Source organism: Streptoverticillium reticulum, from assembly GCF_047456005.1.
In the GTDB taxonomy this organism is placed as follows: Bacteria; Actinomycetota; Actinomycetes; order Streptomycetales; family Streptomycetaceae; genus Streptomyces; species Streptomyces reticulum.
This window is the reverse complement of the sequence record NZ_CP179755.1, coordinates 5,241,003-5,263,431: the sequence shown is the minus strand read 5'-3', so window position 1 is coordinate 5,263,431 and position 22,429 is coordinate 5,241,003. Positions and strand designations below refer to the sequence as shown.

Genomic DNA, 22,429 nt, shown 5'->3' with positions numbered 1-22,429 from the left:
CAGGCAACCCTTGGGACGCTTGAGACGTCTCCTTCCTCGCGCCCAGGGGCGGTGTGCGGCCAATGTGGCGTACACCGTACGGTTGCATGTCCGCTTGTTGGCCGCCTGAACAACATGGAGAGCGTCCGGATGTACCGCACCGCACCACTCGGGAAGCGGCCGCGCTGGTGGACCGAGCTGCCCCTGATAGCCGTCGTCTACGGCCTGTACTCGGCAGGCCGGCTGCTGGTGCGGGGGGACGTGCAGACGGCGGTCGACCACGGGCTGTCGATACTCGACCTTGAAAAAACGTTCCGAATAAACATCGAGCCCCCGCTCAACCGGCTCTTCACCGACCACCCCGCGCTCGGCATACCCGCCGACTTCGCCTACGCGTCCCTGCACTACCTGCTCACGCCCGCCATCCTGATCTGGCTGTTCCGGCGTCGGCAGGAGCACTACCGCCGGCTGCGGACCTGGCTGATGATCTCCACCCTCATCGGCCTCATCGGCTTCACCCTGCTGCCCACCTGCCCGCCCCGGCTGCTGGAGGCCGGCTACGGGTTCGTCGACACGATGGCCCAGTACGGCTCGTACGGCTGGTGGGGCGGCGACGCGAGCGCCCCGCGCGGACTCGGCGGGTTCACCAACCAGTACGCGGCCATGCCGAGCCTGCACGTCGGCTGGGCCCTGTGGTGCGGGGCCGTGCTCTGGCGGCACGCGCGCAGCGTCTGGGCGAAGGCCGCCGGTGCGGTCTACCCGCTCGCCATCGCCCTCGTGGTGATGGGCACCGCCAACCACTACCTCCTGGACGCGGTCGCCGGCGCGGCCGTCATGGGCGTCGGCTACCTCCTGTCCCGGCCCGCACTGCGCCTCGCCGGCCGCATCCGGGCCCGCTTCACCGGCCCGGACGGCGCGGAAAGCCGTGAGGTGCCCGCGGTTGTCAGTGGCGGATGCGAGACTGCGGCGCGTACGGCGGATACAGCGCACCGACTTCGCGAGGCGGACGCCAGTGACCAGATCCCTCGACAGCCGGCCCGGGGCGAGGCCGGAGACAGCCGCACCGACGACGCTGCGACGGCAGCTCGCTGAGCTGCGCGGCCCGGAGGCCGCGCAGCGCCCTCTGGACGCCCGCGCACTGGCGGCCCTGGCCGCCAACCCCGGCTGCCGTCGCCGGGCCCTGCTCGACGGTGCCGGGGTGGACAAGGCCTCGTTGGCTCGGGCGCTGGGGGCTCAGGCGACGTTCGGACAGTCCCAGTTCGCGTTCGTGCGCGGCCACGCCTTCGAAGCGCGGGTGAAGGGCGACGGCGGGGCGGAGCTGGTACGGCTGCTGTGCGGCCGGCTGCCCGGGGCGGAGCCGCCGGAGGCGGATGCCGTGGACGTGCCCGACCTGTCGGCTGCCGGCCCCGAGGGCCGCACGGCACGGACGGCCCTGGCCCTCCGCGAGGCCACGGAGGCGGGGCGCTGGGCGCTGCTGGACCACCCGATGCTGAGCCTGACCGTCGCCGGGACGCCCGCCTTCCTGGAGCCGGATGCGGTGATCGTCCATCCCGACGGGGACTGGACGGTCGTGGAGATCAAGTCCTTCGCCATGGTCGACGGGGCGGCGGACTCCGCCAAGGTCGGCGCCGCGGCGCGGCAGGCCGCGGTGTACGCGCTCGCGCTGGAGGCCCTCGGCGGGCGCGTCCGCCCGGAGGCGCTCCTGGTCTGCCCGAAGGACTTCTCCAATCTGCCGGCCGCGGCACTCGTCGACGTCCGCCGCCAACTGGCCGCCACACGGCGCCAGCTGACCCGGCTGGAGCGGGTGGCGGACATCGCCGCCGCACTGCCGCCCGGCCTCTCGTTCGCGACGGACCGGCCGCCGGCCGAGCTGGCCGAGGCGGTGGGCGCGGTCGAGGCGGCGTACGCGCCGGAGTGCCTGGCGGCCTGCGAGCTCGCCTTCCACTGCCGGGAACGGGCACGGGAGGAGGGGGCTGTGGCAGTGCTCGGGCGGGGACTGCGGGCGGAGTTGGGGGACCTGACGACCGTCGAGGCGGTGCGGGGCGCTGCCGTCGGCGCTGCACCGGGCGAGGTGGGGGATCCGGTCGTTGCCGCGTTGCGGCGTGCCGCCGGGCTGCGAGCTGAGGCGCTCAGCAGTGCGGAGGAGCTCGTATGAGCCTCCTCACCACCCTCGCCCGCATCGAAGCCGTTCACGCCGGCAAGGCGCAGCCGCTTGCCACCGTGCGGCATCGGTATCTCTCCGAGCGGCCGCTCGTTCTCGTGCTGTTCACCACCGCCGGTGAAGCGGGTGCGCCGCTCGGCGCACTGGTCGGGACCGAGCGGGACGCCCCGCGGCTGCTGGCCGTTCCCCAACCGCGCGACAGGGACCTGCGGTTCGCGTTCCTCGCCGAACTGGCCGACGTGATGCTGCCGTACATCGAGCAGTACGGCGAAGAGGACGGCGGCGAGGGCGGCGGTGAGGGCGAGGAGCCCTGCTCCGATGCGCCGCAGATCCTCGTGCCCAACGCGCCCGGCGTGGAGTACGTCCGCCTGCTCGGCCGTTCCATGCGCTTCCGCCGCACCGCCGAGCAGGATCCCGAGACCCCGTACCCCGCGCCCCCGCGCGTCCCGCTGCTGGGCCGGTGGCTCACGCACGTCGGGGAGCGGGCCCGGGTGCCGGGAGCGTCCCTGCTGCTGCCGATGACGCACCTGCTGGGCCGGCACTGGGCGACGGGCCAGAGCCGCCTGGAGGACCAGCACCTCGGCGCGCTGCTCGCCTGGATCGATCCCCCGCCGGGGACGACGGGTGCTGCGGCGGCCCTGCGCGCGGAGACGGAGCGCGGCCCCGACGGGCTCCTCCGCCACCCCCCGGCCGGGCCCGCCACGGATCCGGTCTTCGACAACAAACGTCTGGCGCCCGCCGCTTCGCGCCACGACCTCGCGCGCACCGCGGCACAGCGGTCCGCCGCCGAGGAGGAGATCCGCGAGCTCCTCGCCTCCCAGCTCCGGCCCACGTGGGACGCCATGTGGCGCGGCATCGACCTGCTGCGCGCCCTCCCGGAGGGTGCCCGGGTCGCCGACCGCTGGAGGCGGGACCGCTGGTCGTACACCGCGCACCGCGACCGCATCCGCGCGGGCGAACCCCCGCAGCCCCGGCGGGACGACGCGGTGACGGCGGCCCGGAAGCTCGCCGCGCGCGAGAGCGCGCTGGCGCAGCTGGACGCCCAGGAGGCGCTGGACGATCCGCTGGTGATGGCCGAACGGCGGCTGGCAGGCGAGGCCTTCGCGGGAGAGGTCACCGAGGTGGTGATGGAGTACTCGGAGGCGAAGGTCCCGCGCCCGCGCCCCCTGGTCACGGTGCGCACGGAGGACGCCCCGCACCTCGCCGAGGGCGTGAAGCTGTACCGGGCGCTGCCCGACGGCCGTGCCCAGGCCGGGGAGTTCGTGTCGTACGGGCCGGACGGCGCGCCGACCGTGCGGCTGACCGGCGGGATGGGCCGGGGCAAGGTCCCCGAGCCGGGTTCGGTGCCGGAGAAGGGCGACCGGGTCTGCTGGACGCTCTTCGAGCACGCGCCCCGGGGCGGCCCCGAACTGCCCGATCCCGAGCGCACGCCCTGGACCCACGGCGGCCCCCCGGGCCCGGCGGCACCGCCCGACGCCCCCGACCCCGTGACCGCGGAGGACCGGCTGTGAGCGTACGCATGGCGCGCGGACGCGCCTTCGACCCGGCCAAGGCGGCGGCCGAGGCCACCGGGGCGATCCTGCACGACACCCTGCACAGCCCGCACCGCGGCGTCGTCGTGGACTCCCCGCCCGGCGCGGGCAAGTCCACGCTCGTCGTCCGGGCGGCCCGCGAACTGGCCGCCGCCGGGCGCCCGTTGATGGTCGTCGCGCAGACCAACGCCCAGGTCGACGACCTGGTGCTGCGCCTGGCCGAGGCGGAGCCGGGGCTGCCGGTCGGCCGACTGCACAGCAACGAGCGCCGTCCGTACGACCCGGCGCTCGCCGACGTGGACTCGGTGGTGACGTCCGCGAAGGCGGCGGACCTGGCCGGGCTGGACGTCGTGGTCTCCACGGCCGCGAAGTGGGCGCACACCAAGGTCGAGGAGCCGTGGGGGCATGCGATCGTCGACGAGGCGTACCAGATGCGTTCGGACGCGCTGCTGGCCGTGGCGGGTCTCTTCGAGCGGGCGCTGTTCGTCGGCGACCCGGGCCAGCTGGATCCGTTCAGCGTGGTCGGGCCCGAGGGCTCGGCCCAGTGGGCAGGGCTGTCGTACGACCCGTCGGCGAGCGCGGTGACGACGCTGCTGGCCCACAACCCCGGTCTGCCGCAGCACCGGCTGCCGGTGTCCTGGCGGCTGCCCGCCTCGGCCGCGCCGCTGGTGTCGGACGCCTTCTACCCGTACACGCCCTTCCGCAGCGGCACGGACCACGGGGACCGGCGGCTGGCCTTCGGGGTGCCGTCCGACGGCTCGGGCCCGGACCGGGTGCTGGACGAGGCGGCGGAGTCGGGCTGGGGCCTCCTGGAACTGCCCGCGCGCCACACGCCGCGGACGGATCCGGAGGCGGTGGGCGCGGTGGCCCTGGTGGTCCGGCGGCTGCTGGACCGGGGCGGCGCGACGACCAGCGAGCGCTCGCCGGACCCGGTGCCGCTGACGGCGGAGCGGATCGCGGTGGGCACGGCCCACCGCGACCAGGCGGCGGCCGTGCGCGCGGCACTGGCGGAGCTCGGGGTCCACGGCGTCACGGTGGACACCGCCAACCGGCTCCAGGGCCGGGAGTTCGACGTGACGGTCGTGCTGCACCCGCTGTCGGGCCGCCCGGACGCCACGGCCTTCCACCTGGAGACGGGCCGGCTGTGCGTCCTGGCCTCGCGCCACCGGCACGCGTGCGTGGTGGTGTGCCGGGCGGGCGTCGACCGCCTGCTCGACGACCACCCGTCGACGGAGCCGGTGCAGCTGGGCGTCACGGTGAAGTTCCCGGACGGGTGGGAGGCCATGTTCGCCACGTGGCAGCACTGGTCCGAGCACCGTGTGCACTGGCGCCCTTGAGGCGCGGGCCGTCGGGCGGCTCCACACTCGCCTGGGCAGTACCAGCGAACGCCGGGCGAAGCCCGGCACGCCGCCGGAGGCGGCCATGGGATACAGCCCGGACGGGTGGGAGGCCATGTTCGCCACGTGGCAGCACTGGTCCGAGCACCGTGTGCACTGGCGCCCTTGAGGCGGGGGCCGTCGGGCGGCTCCACACTCGCCTGGGCAGTACCAGCGAATGCCGGGCGAAGCCCGGCACGCCGCCGGAGGCGGCCATGGGATACAGCCCGGACGGGTGGGAGGCCAACCATGCGGTGCTGGCGCACCTCGGCGAACACCGGGTGCGGTGGACACCGCCGTGAGGGGGCGGGGCTTCGCCCCGGACCCCCTGGGTGGTGCGCCGGCTGCAGGCCGTCGATGGCCGGTCGCGCAGTTCCCCGCGCCCCGCCGGGTGCACGGCAGCTCCGGTACGGCGGCGGTCCTGCGCCCCGCGAGGGAACCGCCCTGCTCGACGGCCCCCTTGCACGACGCAGGAGAATGGATGGCGGTGCAGACGATCCTGGAGGTATGTACATGTGCGAGCCGAAGCAGGCTCCCGGCGCGCGTGACGGCAGTGGTCCGCGTCGTCTGAAGCCCGCCCAGTTGCTCTTCGAGCCGCCCGAGGCCGTCACCGATCCCGAACACTTCTTCGACCTCGAATCGATCGAGGACCCGCGCGAACTGCTGGCCCGCTCCACCGAGCTGGCGCTGGCCTTCCGCGCGGCGGCCGACCGTGCGACCGAGTACCAGGCGGTCGCGGCGGCCCAGCTCGCCGACCCCCGGCGCTTCGACCGGCTGCCGACGGCCGTGATCGCGGAGCGCGCCGAGTGGAGCGAGGACTACACCAGAAAGATGGTGGAATTCGGCCGCGGGCTGCTGCGCGACGGCAGCGTGGTCGAGTAGCGGCCGAGCAGCCGCCCGGCGGGACGAGTGCGGCCCGGGGTCCGGGGACCATGGGCCGCTGGCATATGCGGCGCACAAGGTAGCGCACCGTCCGCCGCCCTGTCCCGGATTCGGGCAAGCACCCGGGGGCCGGGCCTGTGACGCAGATCATGGGACCCATGACCTCCCGAGAGCACTCGCCGCGCCCCCCGTACGCCGCACCGGTCGCCGCCCGGGTCACCCTGGCCGGTGCCGACTGGCTCGCCTCCGCCAGCAGGTTCCCGCGCAGCGTCCACGCCCTGTGGGCCGAGAGCCCGGGGTCCTCGGTCGTGCTCCCCTGCGGCACCGCGTTCGACGTGATCGGCACCCCCGCGCTCTTCGGGCGCCGGGTGCTGGACCGGCTGTGGGCGGCCGGGCCGGGCTCCGGACCGGTCGCGGCCCAGCGCGGCCGGCTGCTGCTCTTCGCCGCCCCCGGCACCGCCCAGCGGCTGCCCGCGCTGCTGAGCTGGGAGGAGTGGGGAGGCCGCGACCGCCGGGTGCCCCCGCTGCTGTGCCACGGCACGGGTGACACGGTGGCCGTCCCCCCGCTGTTCCCGGCGGACGAGACCGAGCCCGTGCCTCCCGCCGCCCGCTGGCTGGTCGCCCCGGAGACCCGGGACCCCTGGCTCCCGGGGCCCGACGTGCTGCTCTGGGCCTGCGTCCGAGCCGCTCGCGCAGCGGTTTAAACATCCGGATTTTCTTTCCACCGGATCCGGGTGCTAAAGTCTTCCACGTCAGCAGGCGCCGCTAGCTCAGTTGGTTAGAGCAGCTGACTCTTAATCAGCGGGTCCGGGGTTCGAGTCCCTGGCGGCGCACAGACAGAAGAAAGGCCCTCGCACTCCGGTGCGGGGGCCTTCTTTCTTTTCCTTCCGCCCCGCGTCACTCCCGCCGCACCCGGACCGTCCAGGCGCCGCCCGCCGTGCGCGCCCGGACGCTCACCTCGACGCCGTCCGCGTGCTCGGCCGCCAGCGTCTCGCCCACGCCGAGCGGCGCGTCCGCCAGCTGCGGATTGACGGACTCGCCCCAGCAGGCCTGCCGCCCCGGGTGACCGTCCAGCACCTGGATCGGCCCGCTGCCCGAAGGAACGTCACTGCGCACCCGATAGACCAGGACGCCCTCGGTGCAGGTGGAGGCGTCGTTGCCGGAGGCGCCCCGCGCCTCGACGACGATCGCGCTGTTCAGGCCCGTACGCACCACCACCAGCCGGGTGCGCGGGTCCGTGCCCGGCACCATCGGGGCCTCGACCGGCTGGAGGGTGTGCAGCGTGCTGCCCCGGCCGAGGACGCAGTCGACCTGCCGGGCGGTGAGCCAGCCCAGCTTCCACTTGTGCCAGCCGAAGGGGTCGGAGGCGAGCCCGAACTGGCTGCCCATGAGGTCCCAGTCGCCGACGTGGGTGTCCCAGTCGCCCTTGCCGTCCACGGGCCGGTGGTAGAGGTCGGGCAGGTCCAGGGCGTGGCCCGTCTCATGGGCGAGGACGTTGCGGTCCGGCGGGTGGTGCTCGAAGACGGTGACGACGCGGCGCAGGTCGGTGTTGTCGACATGGATCGGCTGGTCAAGATTGACCACCTTGGTGGCATCGGAGTCCACGCCGGGTGCGTCGGGATCGGCCACGAGGTAGACGAGCCCGTAGCGGCTGAAGTCCACCTCGCCGTCGGCCGCGGCAATGGCGTCCTTGAGGTAGGCGGAGCGCAGGTCGCCGTCCCAGTCGCGCTGTATGCGGTAGTCGACCGAGGGCCGGGGCATGCGGATCCACTTCTTCAGCGGGTGGACCCGCAGCGAGAACTGCCCGTAGGAGGCCCGCTCGAAGAAGCGGGAGGTGCCGGGGAAGTGGTCCGCCGCGAGCCGCTCCGGGGTGACGTAGGGGCGGGAGTCCGGGAAGGACAGGAAGACCATCACGGCGTCGAGCCGGCCGACCGGGCGCGGGAAGGCCGGGTTCCAGGTGTCGAGCCCCTCGGAGTGATGGGCCTCGCTGCGCGGCAGCGCGCACGGGCCGCCGGGCCCCACGGCGTGCGCGGGCCCGGTCGCGATCGTCGTGGCGATCGCACACAGGGAAGTGATCACGGCCCCGGCGCGACGCAGCCGGGGCCGGTCCACTCCCATGGGTGTCTGCGGACGCACCACGTCGACCTCCGGGGACGGATTCGGGAGACCTCCACCACCCTCTTGTTATTTGCGGTGTTATGCCCCGTTTCACTACCCCAGTCGAGTGACTAAGCCGACTTCTGGGTACATCACACTCAGTCACGGTCAGTCAATCGGGAAGCCACTGTCATGCAGCTCCGGACATGAGTGCGCATGGGCGGGCACGGAAGAACGGAATCGGTCACCGCATGGCCGGCGGCACCGCCGCTCGCGGGCGGGCCGCTGGAACGGGCCCGATGCGAGCCCTATGATCGCCACATTTCCAGCACGGAAACCCCCCTACAGACGGCCATTCAGCCCCATTTCGACCACTCGTACGACCCACGCACACGATTCGAAGACCCCTGCACTCCAGCAGTGCGGACCCCGATGCCACGCGGGAGCGAGCGGTGAGCGGACCCCTCGACGGCCAGGGCGGTACCCCCGGCACCATGCCGCCAGTCGTCACGCAACGTAATCTGACCCCCCAGGAATTCCGGGCTGCCTTCCGAGCCGCGCACCTCGGCATGGCCGTCGTCGGCCGCGACGGCCTCGTACGCACCGCCAACGACGCCCTCGGCGTCCTGCTGGGCACCGACCCCGCCCGGCTCCAGGACTCCCCCGCCGCCGAGTTCACCGGACTGCGCGACGACACCCGGACCTGGCTGAAGTACCGCGAGGTGCTGCTGGGCCGCCGCGACCGCCTGCACTGCACCCGGCGGTTGAGACAGTCCGGCGGACGGGGACTGTGGGCCGAGGTGACCGTCACCCCGCTGCCCGAGAGCCACGACGCGCTGCTGTCGGTCGCGGACGTGAGCGACCGGCGCGACCTGCGGGCCCGGCTGCGGCACGTCCGGATGCACGACCCGGTGACCCGGCTGCCCAACCGGAGCCTGTTCTTCGAGCGGCTGACCGGAGCACTGGCCGCCGCCTCGGCCCTGCCGACCCTGCCGGGCGGAACGGGCAGAACGGGCGGAACAGGTAGCACAGGCCGGATCGGCCTGTGCTACCTCGACCTGGACGGCTTCAAGGCCGTCAACGACACCCTCGGCCACGGCGCCGGCGACCGGCTGCTGATCGCCGTGGCCGACCGGCTCGCGGCCTGCGCGGCACCGGGCGGGCACCTCGTGGCCCGGCTCGGCGGCGACGAATTCGCCCTCCTGGTCGAGGAGTCCGCGGGCACCCAGCAGCTGATCGACCTCGCCGTGGCCGTACAGGCCGCCCTGCAGCGGCCGTTCGAGGTGGCCGGACAGCAGCTGTCGGTGTCGGCGAGCATCGGCGTGGTCGAGCGCCCGGCCGCCGGGACGCACGCCACCGAGCTGATGCAGGCCGCGGACACCACGCTGTACTGGGCCAAGGCGGACGGCAAGGCCCGCTGGACCCTCTTCGACCCCGAGCGCAACGCCCACCGGATGAATCGGCAGGCGCTCTCCCGCACGCTGCGCCCCGCCGTCGAGCGAGGCGAGTTCGCGCTGCAGTACCAGCCGCTGGTGGGACTGGCCGACGGCGTCGTACGAGGGGTGGAGGCCCTGGTGCGCTGGTGCCACCCGCAGTTCGGCACGCTCGGACCGAACCGGTTCATCACGCTCGCGGAGGAGACCGGCGCCATCGTCCCGCTGGGCCGCTGGGTGCTGGCGACCGCGTGCCGCCAGGCCCGGCGCTGGCAGCTGGAGCGGCCGGACGGGCCGCCGCTGGTCGTCAGCGTCAACGTGGCGGTGCGTCAGGTGTGGGACTCCGACCTGGTCGCGGACGTGGCCACGGCCCTCGCCGAGACCGGGCTGCCGCCGCGCCTGCTGCAGCTGGAACTCACCGAGTCGGCCGTGATGGGCACGACCGGGCGGCCACTGCAGCAGCTGCGGGAGCTGAGCGACATGGGCGTCGCCATCGCCATCGACGACTTCGGGACGGGGTACTCCAACCTCGCCTACCTCAGCCGACTGCCGGTGTCCGCGCTCAAGCTGGACGGCACGTTCGTGCACGGCCGCAATCCCGCGGACGAGGCGATCGTGGAGGCGCTGGTGCAACTGGCGCACCGGTTGGGGCTGACGGTGACGGCGGAGTGCGTGGAGAGTGCGGAGCAGGCTGAGCGCCTGGGGCGGATGGGGTGCGATACCGGGCAAGGGTGGTTCTATTCGCGGCCGGTGCCGGCCGAGCGGATCTCGGAGTTGCTCGGGGCCTGAGCGGTCGGTACTCGGCTGCGGGTCGTCCTTGGTTGCTCGCGCAGTTGCTCGCGCAGTTCCCCGCGCCCCTTACGGGGCGCGGGGAACTCTACATTTCGTACATATTCGCGATCAGCTCAAGGCTCCGCACCCGCGCCTCCGCCCCATGCACGTTCGAGGTGAGCATCAGCTCGTCCACGCCCGTCCGGCGCACCAGTGCGTTCAGCCCCTCCCGTACCTCGTCCGGCGTGCCGTACACCACATTGCGCAGCCAGTCCGCCACGAACTCCTTCTCCGCCGGGGTGAAGGCGTACGTCTCCGCCTCCTCCGGTGTGGGGACCAGGCCGGGGCGGCCCCTGCGCAGGCGGAGCATCGCCAGTGCGCCCGTCATGACCTGGCGGTGCGCCTCGCGGGCGTCGTCCGCGGCGAAGGCCTGGACGCCGATCTTGGCGTAGGGGCGGTCCAGGACCTCGGACGGGCGGAAGGACTCGCGGTACAGCTCCAGCGCCGGAACCGTGTTCGCGGCCGAGAAGTGGTGTGCGAAGGAGAACGGCAGGCCGAGCAGGCCGGCCAGGCGGGCGCTGAAGCCCGAGGAGCCGAGCAGCCAGACCGACGGGCGGTCGGCGCGCTGCACCCCGCCGGGCACCCGGCCCTGGACCGGGCCCGGCACGGCGTGGATGCGGGCGAAGCGGTGGCCGTCGGGGAAGTCGTCGTCCAGGAAGCGGGTGAGTTCGGAGAGCTGTTGGGGGAAGTCGTCCGCGCCTTCCTGCAGCGTGTCTGTGCGGCGCAGGGCGGCCGCGGTCGCGCCGTCCGTGCCGGGGGCGCGGCCGAGGCCGAGGTCGATGCGGCCGGGGGCGAGGGCCTCGAGGGTGCCGAACTGTTCGGCGATCACCAGCGGCGCGTGGTTGGGCAGCATCACCCCGCCGGAGCCGAGGCGGATGCGGTCGGTGTGGGCGGCGAGGTGGGCGAGGATGACGGCCGGCGAGGAGCTGGCCACCCCCGGCATGGAGTGGTGCTCGGCGACCCAGAAGCGGTGGTAGCCGCGGCGCTCGGCGAGGCGGGCCAGTTCGACCGTGGTGCCGAGCGCCTGCCGGGCGGTGCGGCCGCTGCCGACGGTCGCCAGGTCCAGTACGGACAGGGGGACGGGAGCGCTGCCGCGGGGCCTCGCCCGGACGGTCCCGTCCTGAACATCCTGAACATCCGAAACGCCCTGAACGTTCTCCTGTGCGTCGGCCACGGTGGCCCGCCTCCCTGCGGTCGTCTCCGCGCGCGTGTGCGCCGTCGCCGCAACCAACCGGAGCCGTTCTCCGGTTATTCCCGCGCGGCCGCCTACGACTACGGCATATGCCAAGGTCCGACGGTCCAGGACAGGGGTACGGACCAAGCCGGGATTCTGCTCAACACCCTCTCCGTGCAGGCCCTTTCGCCCTTATCGTGGGGAGGGCGACAACCGGGGACACCCGCAGGAAAACCGCAAGGGGGAGACCGTGGCGCTCAGGCCCGACCCGACCGCACCGTTCCACTCGGTGCAGTACGCGCTGCGCGTGCTGGAGACCGTCGCCAAATACACCGGAGGCGTCAGCGAGTCACAGATCGCACGCGAGACCGGGCTGCCCCGCGGTCACCTCGCCCACCTCCTGCAGATGCTGCGGCACGAGGAGTACGTGGAGCGCACCGCCGACGGCGGCTACGTCACGGGCGACGCGGTACCCCTGCTCACCGCGGGCCGCGACCGCACGAAGGCCCTGGAGGCCAGACTCCAGCGGTCGCTGTCCGTGCTGCGCGACACCCTCGGCGCCGCCGTCTACCTGAGCAGCTACGTCGACGGCGAAATCACGATCACCCAGTACGCGGACGGCCCGCGCACTCCCAAGGTCAACGAGTGGGTCGACTTCCGCTCCGCCGCCCACGCCATGGCGGCCGGAAAGTGCCTGCTCACCCAGCTCGACCACGACGATCGGCGCGACCACCTCGCGCGGCACCGCACCGCCCGGCTCACCTCCCGGACGATCACCAGCGAGCAGCTGCTCTTCCGCAGGCTCGACGCCCAGCCCGCCAGCGTCCCCGTGCTCGACCTCCAGGAGTACGCGCTCGGCACCGTCTGCGCCGCCGTCCCGATAACGGCCGGGCGCGCGGTGGGATCCCTGGCGCTCTCGCTCCCGCTGGAGCACGCGCACCGGCTGCGCCAGGCGGCCGAGGCGCTCAACCGGCACGCGGCGCCGATGCTGCTGTCGATGGCCCTCTGAGCGGGGTCCGGAGGGGCCGCGGAACGGGTGGTTCAGAGCACCCGTTCGGACCAGGTAGTATTTACCTCGTCAGCAAGCGCCGCTAGCTCAGTTGGTTAGAGCAGCTGACTCTTAATCAGCGGGTCCGGGGTTCGAGTCCCTGGCGGCGCACAGACTGAAGAAGGCCCCTCGTTCCGGCGAGGGGCCTTCTTCGTTCGGCCGGGAATGCGGCCGGGAACGGGACGGGAGGAGGAGGCAGATGCCGCAGCGGTACCGCACGCCGGCGGTCTCCGTGCTCGTCCTCCTCCTCGCCGTCGTCTTCGGCCCGGCCCTCTGCGGCGGCGGGGCGACGGGCGCGACCGTCCCGCCCGCACAGACGCAGACCGGCGCGCAGATGGCGTCCGCCCCGCAGGCCGACCACAACAACTGCCGTCAGCAGGACGTGCCGATCAAGGGCGCGGAAGTCGCCGTCGCCCACGGCTCGGCCGACCCGCTCACCGCCCCCGGCACCGCGCGCACGCCCCTCCCCCAGGCGCCTGCGCCCAAGGCCACCGCGCCCCGTGCCCCGCCCGCGCCGGTCGCAGGCTGCTCCGAGCTGCTCCCCGTCCTACGGATCTAGACCCGCCCCGCCACGGCCCGCTCCCCCGCGCGAGCGCCCGGCCGTGCCCCGGCATGCCCAGATTCCGTACGTCCCAGGGAGTTCCCCGCCCATGTCCGCACGCCCGCCCAAGAACGCTCAGAACACGCAGAACACCAAAACCGCCAAGAACGCCAAGAACGCCAAGAGCACCAAGCCCGGCAAGCCCGCCAAGCCCGCCCGTCGCATCGCCGCCATCGGCGCGATCGTCGCCCTGGTCGTCGCGGTCGCCGCCGCCGGCATCGCGATCGGCAAGAGCACGGGCGGCTCCGGCAAGCGCGAGCCCTCCGCGGCCTCCGGTGCGGCGAACGATCCGCAGCAGAAGGCCTACGACCAGTACGACAAGGCCAGCGCCCGCCGCCAGGACGGCGACCCGCTCGCGCTCGGCAAGGCGGACGCCCCGGTCGTGCTCGTCGAGTACGCCGACTACCAGTGCTCCTTCTGCGGCCGCTTCACCCGGGAGACCCAGCCCGAGCTGATCAAGAAGTACGTGGACACCGGCGTCCTGCGCATCGAGTTCCGCAACTTCCCGATCTTCGGCGACCCCTCCGTGCGCGCCGCCCGCGCCTCCTGGGCCGCCGGGCAGCAGGGCAAGTTCCACGCCTTCCACGACGAGCTCTTCGCCAAGCTCCGCAAGGGCGACGCGCTCGCCGAGGACAAGCTCGTCGACATGGCCCGCACGGCCGGCGTCGCCGACCTCGACAGGTTCCGCACGGACATGAACGGCTCCGCCGCCGAGGCCGCGGTCAAGAAGGACCAGGAGCAGGGCTACGCCATCGGCGTGCAGAGCACCCCGTCCTTCCTCGTCAACGGCCGTCCCCTCGCGGGCGCGCAGCCGATGTCGGCCTTCGAGGACGTCATCGCGCAGGCCAAGGCGGCCAAGGAGGCACAGGCCGGCGACGGGAAGCCGGGCAAGTGAGCGACATCGGCTACCTCGCCGCGTTCCTCGGCGGCGCCCTCGCCCTGCTGAGCCCGTGCAGCGCCCTGCTGCTGCCCGCGTTCTTCGCCTACTCGCTCGCCACCCCCGGCCGGCTGCTGGCCCGTACCGGCGTCTTCTACCTGGGGCTGGCCACCACGCTCGTGCCGCTCGGCGCGGCCTCCACCGCCGCGAGCCGGCTCTTCAACGGGCACCGCGACGTGCTGATCACGGCCGGCGGCTGGATCGTCGTGGCCCTGGGCCTCGCCCAGATCCTGGGCCTGGGCTTCGCCTCGAAGAAGGCCCAGGAGGCGGCAGGGCGGATCACCCCGCGGTCGGCCGCGTCGACGTTCCTGCTGGGCTGCGTGTACGGGCTGGCCGGCTTCTGCGCCGGGCCGATCCTGGGCGCGGTGCTGACCGTGACGGCCGTGCACGGCAACCCGGTGTACGGGGCGTCGATGCTCGCCGTCTACGCCCTGGGCATGGCGCTGCCGCTGTTCGTCCTCGCCCTCTTCTGGGACCGCTTCCAGCTCGGCGGCCGACGGTGGCTGCGGGGGCGGGAGTTCCGGGTGGGACGGCTGCGGCTGCACACGACGTCGCTGGTGTCAGGGCTGTTCTTCATCGGCATCGGCGTCCTGTTCCTCGTATACGACGGGACGACCGGACTGCCCGGCATTCTGAACGCCGATCAGGAGTTCAGGCTGGAGGAGTTCGCCTCGAAGGCGGGCAACGCCGTGCCCGACTACGCCCTGCTGGCGGTGGTCGCGCTGGTGGTCGCGGGCATCCTGGCGCGGATCGCGCTGAAGCGCGACCCGGACGAGTGAGGTACCGGGGGCGGGGGCCGTTCCGCCCGCCCCCGGTACCGGTTCAGAACTGGACGTCCGAACAGGCGTAGAACGCGTTGCCGGTGTCCGCGATCGTCCAGACGGCGAGGATCAGCTGCTTGCCGGTTCTCCCGGCGGGGACGACACCGTCGTGGGTGACGGTGGCGTCCGGGATACGGCCGTCGTAGGGCACCGTGAGGAAGGGCTCGGGGTCGAGCTCGTCCCGGGTGAGCGGTTTGGTGGGGTCGTAGGTGCTGTTGGTGAGGTAGTAGCGGAAGTCGGTGGTGGCGTGGCGGGCGGTGAGCCGCCACCGGAAGCTGAAGTTCTGGCCCGCGGTGACCGTGGTGGCCGGCCAGTTTCCGCCGCGCGGGTCGTCGAGCTCGGCGAAGCGGCTGTTGCCGCCGGCACAGAGTGTGCCGTCGGAGGGGCCGGAGTCCGGGAAGCCCTTGGGGCCCTCGACGCTCTGCGGCTCCCACTGGATCGCGCCGCAGTTCTGGACGGTGCCGTTGGCGCAGAACGCCTGGCGGCTGGTGGGCGCGTCGGTGTAGCCGTGACCGACGGCGCTGCCGGTGGAGAGGGCGGACACGCAGGCGATGCCCAAGCCGATGACCACCGCACTGATCTTTTTGCGCATGCTGAGCACTCCTCGAACGTGGGGGGTTCGTGGGTCGTGTGGGATGAGCGGTCCAGACCAATACGGAGGCTAGTACCGGCCAATAGTCATGTCCAGGCCAATCACATGCCCGGCCGCAGGCCCGATCGCAGGCCCGGCCGCACGCTCACCTGGCCACCGGCCGCCCGTAAAGATTCGGGCTGTAGCGGGAGAAGGCCGAGATCCGTACCTTCGTCCCCGGCCGGGCCGCCTCGATGTAGCGGCCCCCGCCCAGATAGACCCCGACGTGATGGATGCCGGACGCCCGGCCGTCGGAGGACCAGAAGACCAGGTCGCCGCGGCGCAGCGCCTTGCGCGAGATCCGGGACGTCGCCCGGTACTGGTCGGCCGCGATCCGCGGCAGCCGGACGCCCGCCCGGCGGTAGGCCTGCTGGACCAGCCCCGAGCAGTCCCAGCGGTGCGGGCCGTCGCCCCCCAGGGCGTACGTATCGCCCACATGGCCCATCGCGAAGGCCACCGCGGGCTCCAGCCCCCGCGCCCCCGCACCCCCGTCCGCGACCGCCTCCGCCGGGGCGTCCTCGTTCGCCGCGGGATCGGGGGGATCCGCCAGGGCGCCCGGGACCGCAGCGGCCGTACCGACGATCACCGCGGCCCCGACAACCGCCACCAGGGCCCCGCGCAGGGTGCATCGTCCCTGGTGGGAGGGGTGATCGTCGTCGGGTATCCGGTCGGGCATCTCCTCGCTGCCTTTCCTGCGACAAACCGCAGATCAATAGCCATTACGACACAAATACCGGCGTACGGCCTGCCGGGGTGGTCGGGAGCACCCTCCGGAGTCCTGTAAAGTTCTCTCTGTCAGCAGGCGCCGCTAGCTCAGTTGGTTAGAGCAGCTGACTCTTAATCAGCGGGTCCGGGGTTCGAGTCCCTGGCGGCGCACGCGAGACTCAGGGCTCCTCACCATCGGTGAGGAGCCCTGAGTCGTTCCCGTCCAGGTGTGCGCGCGATGCTTCTGCATGTTCGTGCGTTTCTCTGTTCGACCGTACCGCTTTGCCCGGTAACCACCTTGTTTCACCCTTGCGATCATGACTGACGGTCCGAGATCCTGACCTGAACAGCAACACCCCCAATATCACTGTCTGACCAGTGAGTTGGGTGGTGCCGGAGGGAGCCGGCACCGACGCACGCCCGCGCTCGGTCAAGGGGGGCCGGCCGGGCCCCGTGAACTGCAGCGCACACGCAGTCAGCATGCGTGCGGGGGGACGATTCATGACATCTACGCCTGCCGACTCCAGGCATCAGGAGACGCCGCCGAAAGCGATTCCGCGCGTGCGGGTCCCCGTTCCGACCAGTCGGGCCACCGCGCCCGACACCCGGCGGACCGTCACCGGAGCGGTCGTCCCGGCGCCGGCCCGCCGCCACCCGGGGCGGACGCGCCCGCGCTACGACTACGAGCACTACAGCCGCCTGGCCGGCCCGCTGACCCAGCCTCCCGAGGGCGTCCCGTACCGGGTCCGCTACCGCAGTCTGCTGGCCGACGAGCCGCACCGGATCAAGGCGGCGCTGCTGCTGGGCGCCGCCCCGGTCGTCTCGCTGGCCCTGCTGCTGTGGCTGATGCAGCCCGCGCACTGGACCCACCGGGACAACGCCACCGCGCTCATGCGCGTGCTGGACACGGTGATGCTGGTGTCGATCGGCCTGATCGAGCTGTTCCGCACCCTGAACGTCACGTCCAACGCCCACGCCACCCTGGTGGCCCGCGACCCGATACCCGTAGTGCCGCAGACCGGCACCAAGGTCGCCTTCCTCACCTCCTTCGTGCCCGGCAAGGAGCCGATCGCGATGGTGACGCGCACCCTGGAGGCCGCGGTCCGGGTGCGCCACCGCGGCCCGCTCGACGTCTGGCTGCTGGACGAGGGCGACGACCCCGAGGTGAAGGACGTCTGCAAGCGCCTCGGGGTGCACCACTTCACGCGCAAGGGCGTGGAGAAGTGGAACAGGCCGAAAGGCCCGCACCGCGCAAGAACCAAACACGGGAACTACAACGCCTGGCTGGACGCCCACGGAGAGCATTACGACTTCTTCGCCTCCGTGGACACCGACCACGTGCCGCTGCCCAACTTCCTGGAGCGCATGCTCGGTTATTTCCGTGACCCGGATGTCGCCTTTGTCGTTGGACCGCAGGTGTACGGGAACTACGACGCGGCCGTCACCAAGGCCGCGGAAAGCCAGCAGTTCCTCTTCCACGCCCTCATCCAGCGCGCGGGCAACCGCTACGGCACCCCCATGTTCGTCGGCACCAACAACGCCGTGCGCATCAGCGCGCTCAAGGGGATCGGCGGGCTCTACGACTCGATCACCGAGGACATGGCGACGGGCTTCGAGCTGCACCGGCACCGCAATCCCGCGACGGGCAGAAAGTGGCGCTCGGTCTACACCCCGGACGTCCTCGCCGTGGGAGAAGGGCCGAACGCCTGGACGGATTTCTTCACCCAGCAGCTGCGCTGGTCCCGGGGCACCTACGAGACCATCCTCAAGCAGTACTGGAAGGGGCCCTTCACCCTGCGCCCGGGCGCATTCCTGAACTACACGCTGATGGTTATCTACTATCCGATGACCGCGATCAACTGGATGCTCGGCGCCCTGAGTTGCGCCCTCTTCCTCGGACTCGGTGCCTCCGGCATCCAGATCAACTCCGAGGTCTGGATGATGCTCTACAGCGATGCGGCCGCCCTGCAGATCGGGCTCTACATCTGGAACCGCCGGCACAACGTCTCCCCGCACGAGCCCGAGGGCTCCGGCGGGCTGGCCGGCATGGCGATGTCCGCGCTCTCCGCCCCGATCTACGCACGCTCGCTGACGGATGCGGTGCTGCGCCGCAAGAGCCGGTTCGTGGTCACCCCGAAAGGCGATTCCGCCAGCCCCGACACCCTCTTCGGCACCTTCCGCATCCATCTGTTCTTCCTGGCGGTCTTCGGCGGTTCGCTGGTGGCCTCCTTCTTCCTCGGCCACACCCATGTGGCCATGCGCACCTGGGCCGCCCTCGCCGTACTGATCACCGTGGCGCCCATCGCCGCCTGGGCCTGGACCCTGCGCCGCACGCCCGAGCACCCCGAGGGGGCGCAGCAGTCATGAGATACCGGTTCAGCCGCCGCACCCGCCGCACGGCGATCGGCGCGGTGGTCGTGTGCGCCCTGGCGGGCATGAACGGCCCGGCGATCTGGGGGTACGCCTCCGACCAGTACTACGCCTACAAAATCAACAAGCCCGAGTACAAGGCGAAGAACGGCCACTGGGACGAGGTGGACGTCCCCAAGCAGTACCGCATCAACACGATCCACGCCGCCCTGCTGCACACCGGCAAGGTGCTGCTGGTCGCCGGCTCCGGCAACAACGCCGCCAATTTCAAGGCGAAGTCGTTCCGCTCGGTCCTGTGGGACCCGAAGGCGAACACCTTCAAGAACATCCCCACCCCGAAGGACCTCTTCTGCGCCGGGCACACCCAACTGCCCGACGGGAACCTCCTGGTGGCGGGCGGCACCCAGCGCTACGAGAAGCTGGAGGGCGATGTCACCAAGGCCGGCGGCCTGATGATCATCCACAACGAGAACCCCGACAAGCCGATGACGTTCCCCGCCGGGACGCGCTTCACCGGCAGGGCGAGCCACAAGACCTTCGAGTCGAAGGACGCCATTCTCGTCCCGCGCGCCAAGAAGGACCAGGACAAGGACGGCAAGGTGACCGTCACCGGCAGTACCGCGCGCGTCTATGTGGAGGCCCTGGAGAAGGGCCAGGAATACGAGACGGGGGCGACGGACAACTACCGCATCGAGGGCCTCTCCGGCACCGACGCGCAGAACTTCTACGGGATCGCCAACAAGCTGTCCTTCGACAAGAAGGATTTCCAGGGCATCAAGGACGCCTACGAGTTCGACCCGGTGGCCGAGCGCTACCTCACGGTCGACCCGATGGCAGAGGCCCGCTGGTATCCCACACTCACCACGCTCCAGGACGGCAAGGTCCTCTCCGTCTCCGGCCTGGACGAGATCGGCCAGGTCGTCCCCGGGAAGAACGAGATCTACGACCCGAAATCCAAGAAGTGGAGCTATCTGCCCACGCAGCGGTTCTTCCCCACCTATCCCGCCCTGTTCCTCACCGACAAGGGCCGGATCTTCTACACCGGCTCCAACGCCGGGTACGGACCGGCCAACGAGGGCCGCACGCCCGGGCTCTGGGACGTGCAGACCAACCAGTTCACCGAGGTGCCCGGCATCAGCGACCCCGACGTCCTGGAGACCTCCATGTCGGTGCTGCTGCCGCCCGCGCAGAACCAGCGCTACATGGTGCTGGGCGGCGGAGGCGTCGGCGAAGACCGCAAGTCCACGGCCAGGACCCGGATCGTGGACCTGCACGACACCACACCGCGCTTCCACGACGGCCCCGACCTCTACGCCAAGGTGCGCTACCCCAGCAGCGTCATCCTGCCCGACGACACCGTGCTGACCACGAACGGCTCCGGCGGCTACCGGGGCCGTAGCGACTCCAACGTCCTCAGCGCCGAGATCTACGACCCGAAGAGCAACTCCACCCGCCCGGTGGCCGATCCGCTCGTGGGGCGCAACTACCACTCGGGCGCCCTGCTGCTGCCCGACGGCCGGGTGATGACCTTCGGATCGGATTCGCTCTTCGGCGACGCGGACAACACCCGGCCCGGCACCTTCCAGCAGGAGATCGACCTCTACACCCCGCCGTACCTGTTCCGCACCATCCGCCCCGAGATCAAGGACAGGGACCCGCGGACGGTCGCACTCGGCGAGGACACGAGCTACCGGACCTCCGGCGAGGTCGGCACGATGCGGCTGATCCGGCCGGGGTCGTTCACCCACGTCACCAATGTGGAACAGCGGTCGATCGCCCTGGACTTCACGAAGACCAAGGACGGCGTGAAGGTCACCCTGCCCAAGGACCCGTCCCTGGTGCCGCCCGGCTGGTACATGCTGGAGGCGGTCGACGGCCAGGGGACGCCGTCCGAGGCGGTGTGGCTGAAGGTCCCCGTCAAGGACGTGAGCAAGGACGAAGGCCAGTAGGACTACTTCGCGTTGCGGGCCAGTTCGAGGGCGTACGCCTCCCACCACTGGCCCGCTCCCGGGCCTCCCTTGCACGAACCGTCCGACTCACCCGGCCGCTTGACCCACAGGTAGGCGTCCACCAGCGCGTCACCGGTCTTCGTCGTCGGGGGTTCGCCGAGGGCGCGGCCCTCCGGGTTGCACCAGGCCTTCTCGTGATCGGCGCCGGACAGCGGGCCGTTGCCGTTGCGGCTGGTGTCGATCACGAAGTGCTTGCCGCCGACGAGGGCCGAGAGCTGCCGGCCGTACTCCTTGCTGTCCTGCGTGGTCTGGAAGTTGGAGACGTTGAGCGCGAAGCCGTCGGCCTGGTCGATGCCGGCCCGCTTGAGCGGCTCGGCCATCCGGTCCGCGGGGGTGACCCAGCTGGGGTTGCCCGCGTCCAGGTAGACCTTGGTCCCGGGCAGCCGCTTGAGCCTGCCGACGGCCTCCTTGAGCAGCGCGTACCGCTCCTCGTGGAACTGCTTCGGGGTGCAGCCGTCCTCCATGTGCGGCAGGGCGTCGGGCTCGAGGACGACGGTGGCCCGGCGGTCCCCGATGCCGGCAACGGCCTTGTCCAGCCAGGCCCGGTAGGAGTCGCCGTCGGAGGCGCCGCCCTGGGAGTACTGGCCGCAGTCGCGGTGCGGGATGTTGTAGAGCACGAGCAGGGCGTCGCGGTCGGCCTTGGCGGCGGCCTCGGTGAAGCCGCGGGTCTGGCCCTCCGGATCGTCCACGCCGATCCACTCGGCCTCCGGCTGCGCGGCGATCCTGGCGATCAGCCGGGCGTCCTGCGTCTTGCCGGACTGCTGCAGCTGGATCATCTGCTTGGCCGCGGTGGCGTCCGGATTGACCCAGAACGGCGAGCGGGACTTGGGAAGTTGGGAGGGCGGCTGGATGGCCGCCGAGGCGTTCTGCGCGGCCGGCGTCTTCTCCTCGGAGGAACAGCCCGTCGTCAGAAGAAGCACCGCGACTGCCGCGCCGGTCAGCGCTAGGGCCCTCCGTGGGCCGGTGTTGCCGCCGTACATCCACTCCCCCTTGGGTGTACCGCCGGAGCCGATGGAGGTGCCTCGTCCATGGTCGCACAGTCCGGCCCGCGACCGGGGGCGCTCCCGCCGGGACACGGCGTGGAGTCGCTCTGTTGGGCGAGTGTTCGCCGGTGGTTCCACTGGGATCTCTCCGCTCGTTGCAGGCTGCGGGACTACGGCCGTGCGCTGCCGCCGGTCAGGTACGCCGACACCACGACGTTGGCGCTGTACGTCTGCCGCACCCGGTCGAAGGTGCCGCCGCAGGTGATCAAGTGCAGTTCGGCGCGGCCCTTTTCGTGTGGGCCGTAGACCTTGGCGGCGTCGAAGCGGTCCTTGGTGTAGACCGCCACGTCCTCGACCGTGAACTCGGCGGTGCTGCCGTCCGCGCGCTCGACCGTGATCGTCTCGCCGCGCGGGACGCCGCCGAGCCCCGCGAAGACCGCGCGGCCGTGCGCGGTGTCGACGTGCCCGACGAGGACGGCCGCGCCGAGGGTTCCGGGCTGGGGTCCGCCCCGGTACCAGGCGACGCTGCCGGGCCGGTTGTACGGCGGCGGTTCGACCGCGCCCTGCGGGGTGAGCCCGCGCTCCTCCACCGGGGCGCGGACGCCCATGGCCCGGATGGCGAGGACCCGCGGGCGCGCCTTGGGCAGGGGGTCCCGGGCCGGGGGCAGGGGGTGTGCGGGCGGGCGGCCGGCGGCCGCGGCGTCGCCCGTGGTGGGGGTGACCGACGCCGGCACCTCGGTGGCCTCGCGGCCCCACAGCCACAGGGCCACCAGCAGGGCCGCCCAGGCCAGGCCGGTCAGCAGCCGCCCGCGGCCGGTCGTCTGCGGTTCGCCCCCGGTACGCAGTTCTTCCATGGCAC

General features: G+C 72.1%; 19 protein-coding genes and 3 tRNA genes. 16 read left to right on the top strand and 6 right to left on the bottom strand.

The features are described from left to right. The first annotated feature begins 129 nt into the window (after positions 1–129). The 7 genes from ACMATS_RS24075 to ACMATS_RS24045 all read left to right on the top strand — a co-directional run bounded on the left by ACMATS_RS24075 (position 130) and on the right by ACMATS_RS24045 (position 6,763). Entirely contained in the window at positions 130–1,071 is a 942-nt protein-coding gene (locus ACMATS_RS24075) for a phosphatase PAP2 family protein (RefSeq protein ID WP_414169006.1), read from the top strand. Continuing rightward, positions 992–2,134 carry a hypothetical protein gene (locus tag ACMATS_RS24070; RefSeq protein WP_414169005.1) on the top strand — a complete coding sequence of 381 codons (1,143 nt, stop codon included), beginning with the start codon at positions 992–994 and terminating at the stop codon, positions 2,132–2,134. The genes ACMATS_RS24075 and ACMATS_RS24070 overlap by 80 nt, the downstream gene beginning before the upstream one ends. Further along, complete coding sequence (locus ACMATS_RS24065) at positions 2,131–3,651, top strand: hypothetical protein (RefSeq protein WP_414169004.1); 1,521 nt, start codon at positions 2,131–2,133, stop codon at positions 3,649–3,651. Before ACMATS_RS24070 ends, ACMATS_RS24065 begins: the two co-directional genes overlap by 4 nt. 8 nt (positions 3,652–3,659) lie before the next feature. Continuing rightward, the gene (locus ACMATS_RS24060; RefSeq protein WP_390781141.1) at positions 3,660–5,009 is read left to right on the top strand and encodes an AAA domain-containing protein; all 1,350 of its coding nucleotides are present in this window, start codon (positions 3,660–3,662) and stop codon (positions 5,007–5,009) included. A gap of 552 nt (positions 5,010–5,561) precedes the next feature. Further along, complete coding sequence (locus ACMATS_RS24055) at positions 5,562–5,930, top strand: hypothetical protein (RefSeq protein WP_390781033.1); 369 nt, start codon at positions 5,562–5,564, stop codon at positions 5,928–5,930. 158 nt (positions 5,931–6,088) lie between these two features. Further along, on the top strand, positions 6,089–6,634 hold the full coding sequence (locus tag ACMATS_RS24050; protein WP_390781032.1) for a bifunctional DNA primase/polymerase: 546 nt from the start codon (positions 6,089–6,091) through the stop codon (positions 6,632–6,634). Positions 6,635–6,689: 55 nt separating this feature from the next. Next, positions 6,690–6,763 (top strand) — tRNA-Lys (locus ACMATS_RS24045). Between the two features lie 64 nt (positions 6,764–6,827). Here the strand turns inward: ACMATS_RS24045 and ACMATS_RS24040 are convergent. Next, the gene (locus tag ACMATS_RS24040; protein ID WP_390781140.1) at positions 6,828–8,048 is read right to left on the bottom strand and encodes a M6 family metalloprotease domain-containing protein; all 1,221 of its coding nucleotides are present in this window, start codon (positions 8,046–8,048) and stop codon (positions 6,828–6,830) included. Positions 8,049–8,479: 431 nt separating this feature from the next. Between ACMATS_RS24040 and ACMATS_RS24035 the strand changes: the two genes are divergently transcribed. Next, positions 8,480–10,249 (top strand): putative bifunctional diguanylate cyclase/phosphodiesterase, encoded by a 1,770-nt coding sequence (locus ACMATS_RS24035; RefSeq protein ID WP_414169003.1) that lies wholly within the window; start codon positions 8,480–8,482, stop codon positions 10,247–10,249. Between the two features lie 88 nt (positions 10,250–10,337). Here the strand turns inward: ACMATS_RS24035 and ACMATS_RS24030 are convergent, their stop codons facing one another. Next, positions 10,338–11,366, bottom strand: a complete 1,029-nt coding sequence (locus ACMATS_RS24030; RefSeq protein ID WP_414170780.1) for an LLM class flavin-dependent oxidoreductase — start codon at positions 11,364–11,366, stop codon at positions 10,338–10,340. A gap of 349 nt (positions 11,367–11,715) precedes the next feature. Between ACMATS_RS24030 and ACMATS_RS24025 the strand changes: the two genes are divergently transcribed. From ACMATS_RS24025 to ACMATS_RS24005, 5 genes are all read left to right on the top strand, one after another. Further along, the gene (locus tag ACMATS_RS24025) at positions 11,716–12,474 is read left to right on the top strand and encodes an IclR family transcriptional regulator (RefSeq protein ID WP_414169002.1); all 759 of its coding nucleotides are present in this window, start codon (positions 11,716–11,718) and stop codon (positions 12,472–12,474) included. Between the two features lie 76 nt (positions 12,475–12,550). Continuing rightward, a tRNA-Lys gene (locus ACMATS_RS24020) sits at positions 12,551–12,624 on the top strand. Between the two features lie 88 nt (positions 12,625–12,712). Next, positions 12,713–13,072: a hypothetical protein gene (locus ACMATS_RS24015; protein WP_414169001.1), complete on the top strand. Its 360-nt coding sequence runs from the start codon at positions 12,713–12,715 to the stop codon at positions 13,070–13,072. Between the two features lie 91 nt (positions 13,073–13,163). Beyond that, a complete protein-coding gene (locus tag ACMATS_RS24010) occupies positions 13,164–14,009 on the top strand; it encodes a DsbA family protein (RefSeq protein WP_414169000.1) in 846 nt (281 codons plus the stop codon). Next, complete coding sequence (locus ACMATS_RS24005) at positions 14,006–14,830, top strand: cytochrome c biogenesis CcdA family protein (protein WP_391151253.1); 825 nt, start codon at positions 14,006–14,008, stop codon at positions 14,828–14,830. Before ACMATS_RS24010 ends, ACMATS_RS24005 begins: the two co-directional genes overlap by 4 nt. A 43-nt stretch (positions 14,831–14,873) precedes the next feature. Here the strand turns inward: ACMATS_RS24005 and ACMATS_RS24000 are convergent, their stop codons facing one another. Both ACMATS_RS24000 and ACMATS_RS23995 read right to left on the bottom strand, forming a co-directional pair. Continuing rightward, the gene (locus tag ACMATS_RS24000) at positions 14,874–15,464 is read right to left on the bottom strand and encodes a lytic polysaccharide monooxygenase (RefSeq protein ID WP_414168999.1); all 591 of its coding nucleotides are present in this window, start codon (positions 15,462–15,464) and stop codon (positions 14,874–14,876) included. Positions 15,465–15,609: 145 nt separating this feature from the next. After that, positions 15,610–16,179 (bottom strand): C40 family peptidase, encoded by a 570-nt coding sequence (locus ACMATS_RS23995; RefSeq protein ID WP_414168998.1) that lies wholly within the window; start codon positions 16,177–16,179, stop codon positions 15,610–15,612. A gap of 126 nt (positions 16,180–16,305) precedes the next feature. Here ACMATS_RS23995 and ACMATS_RS23990 point away from each other — a divergent pair. The 3 genes from ACMATS_RS23990 to ACMATS_RS23980 all read left to right on the top strand — a co-directional run bounded on the left by ACMATS_RS23990 (position 16,306) and on the right by ACMATS_RS23980 (position 20,527). Then, positions 16,306–16,379: transfer RNA gene (locus ACMATS_RS23990), tRNA-Lys, on the top strand. Between the two features lie 330 nt (positions 16,380–16,709). Further along, positions 16,710–18,575, top strand: coding sequence for a glycosyltransferase family 2 protein (locus ACMATS_RS23985; protein ID WP_390781025.1), 1,866 nt, complete (start codon positions 16,710–16,712; stop codon positions 18,573–18,575). After that, the gene (locus ACMATS_RS23980; RefSeq protein ID WP_390781024.1) at positions 18,572–20,527 is read left to right on the top strand and encodes a galactose oxidase-like domain-containing protein; all 1,956 of its coding nucleotides are present in this window, start codon (positions 18,572–18,574) and stop codon (positions 20,525–20,527) included. The genes ACMATS_RS23985 and ACMATS_RS23980 overlap by 4 nt, the downstream gene beginning before the upstream one ends. Positions 20,528–20,529: 2 nt before the next feature. Here ACMATS_RS23980 and ACMATS_RS23975 read toward each other — a convergent pair whose 3' ends face one another. Continuing rightward, positions 20,530–21,567, bottom strand: coding sequence for a glycoside hydrolase family 6 protein (locus tag ACMATS_RS23975; RefSeq protein ID WP_390781023.1), 1,038 nt, complete (start codon positions 21,565–21,567; stop codon positions 20,530–20,532). 173 nt (positions 21,568–21,740) lie between these two features. Further along, positions 21,741–22,424, bottom strand: a complete 684-nt coding sequence (locus ACMATS_RS23970) for a class F sortase (RefSeq protein WP_390781022.1) — start codon at positions 22,422–22,424, stop codon at positions 21,741–21,743. Positions 22,425–22,429 lie beyond the last annotated feature (5 nt).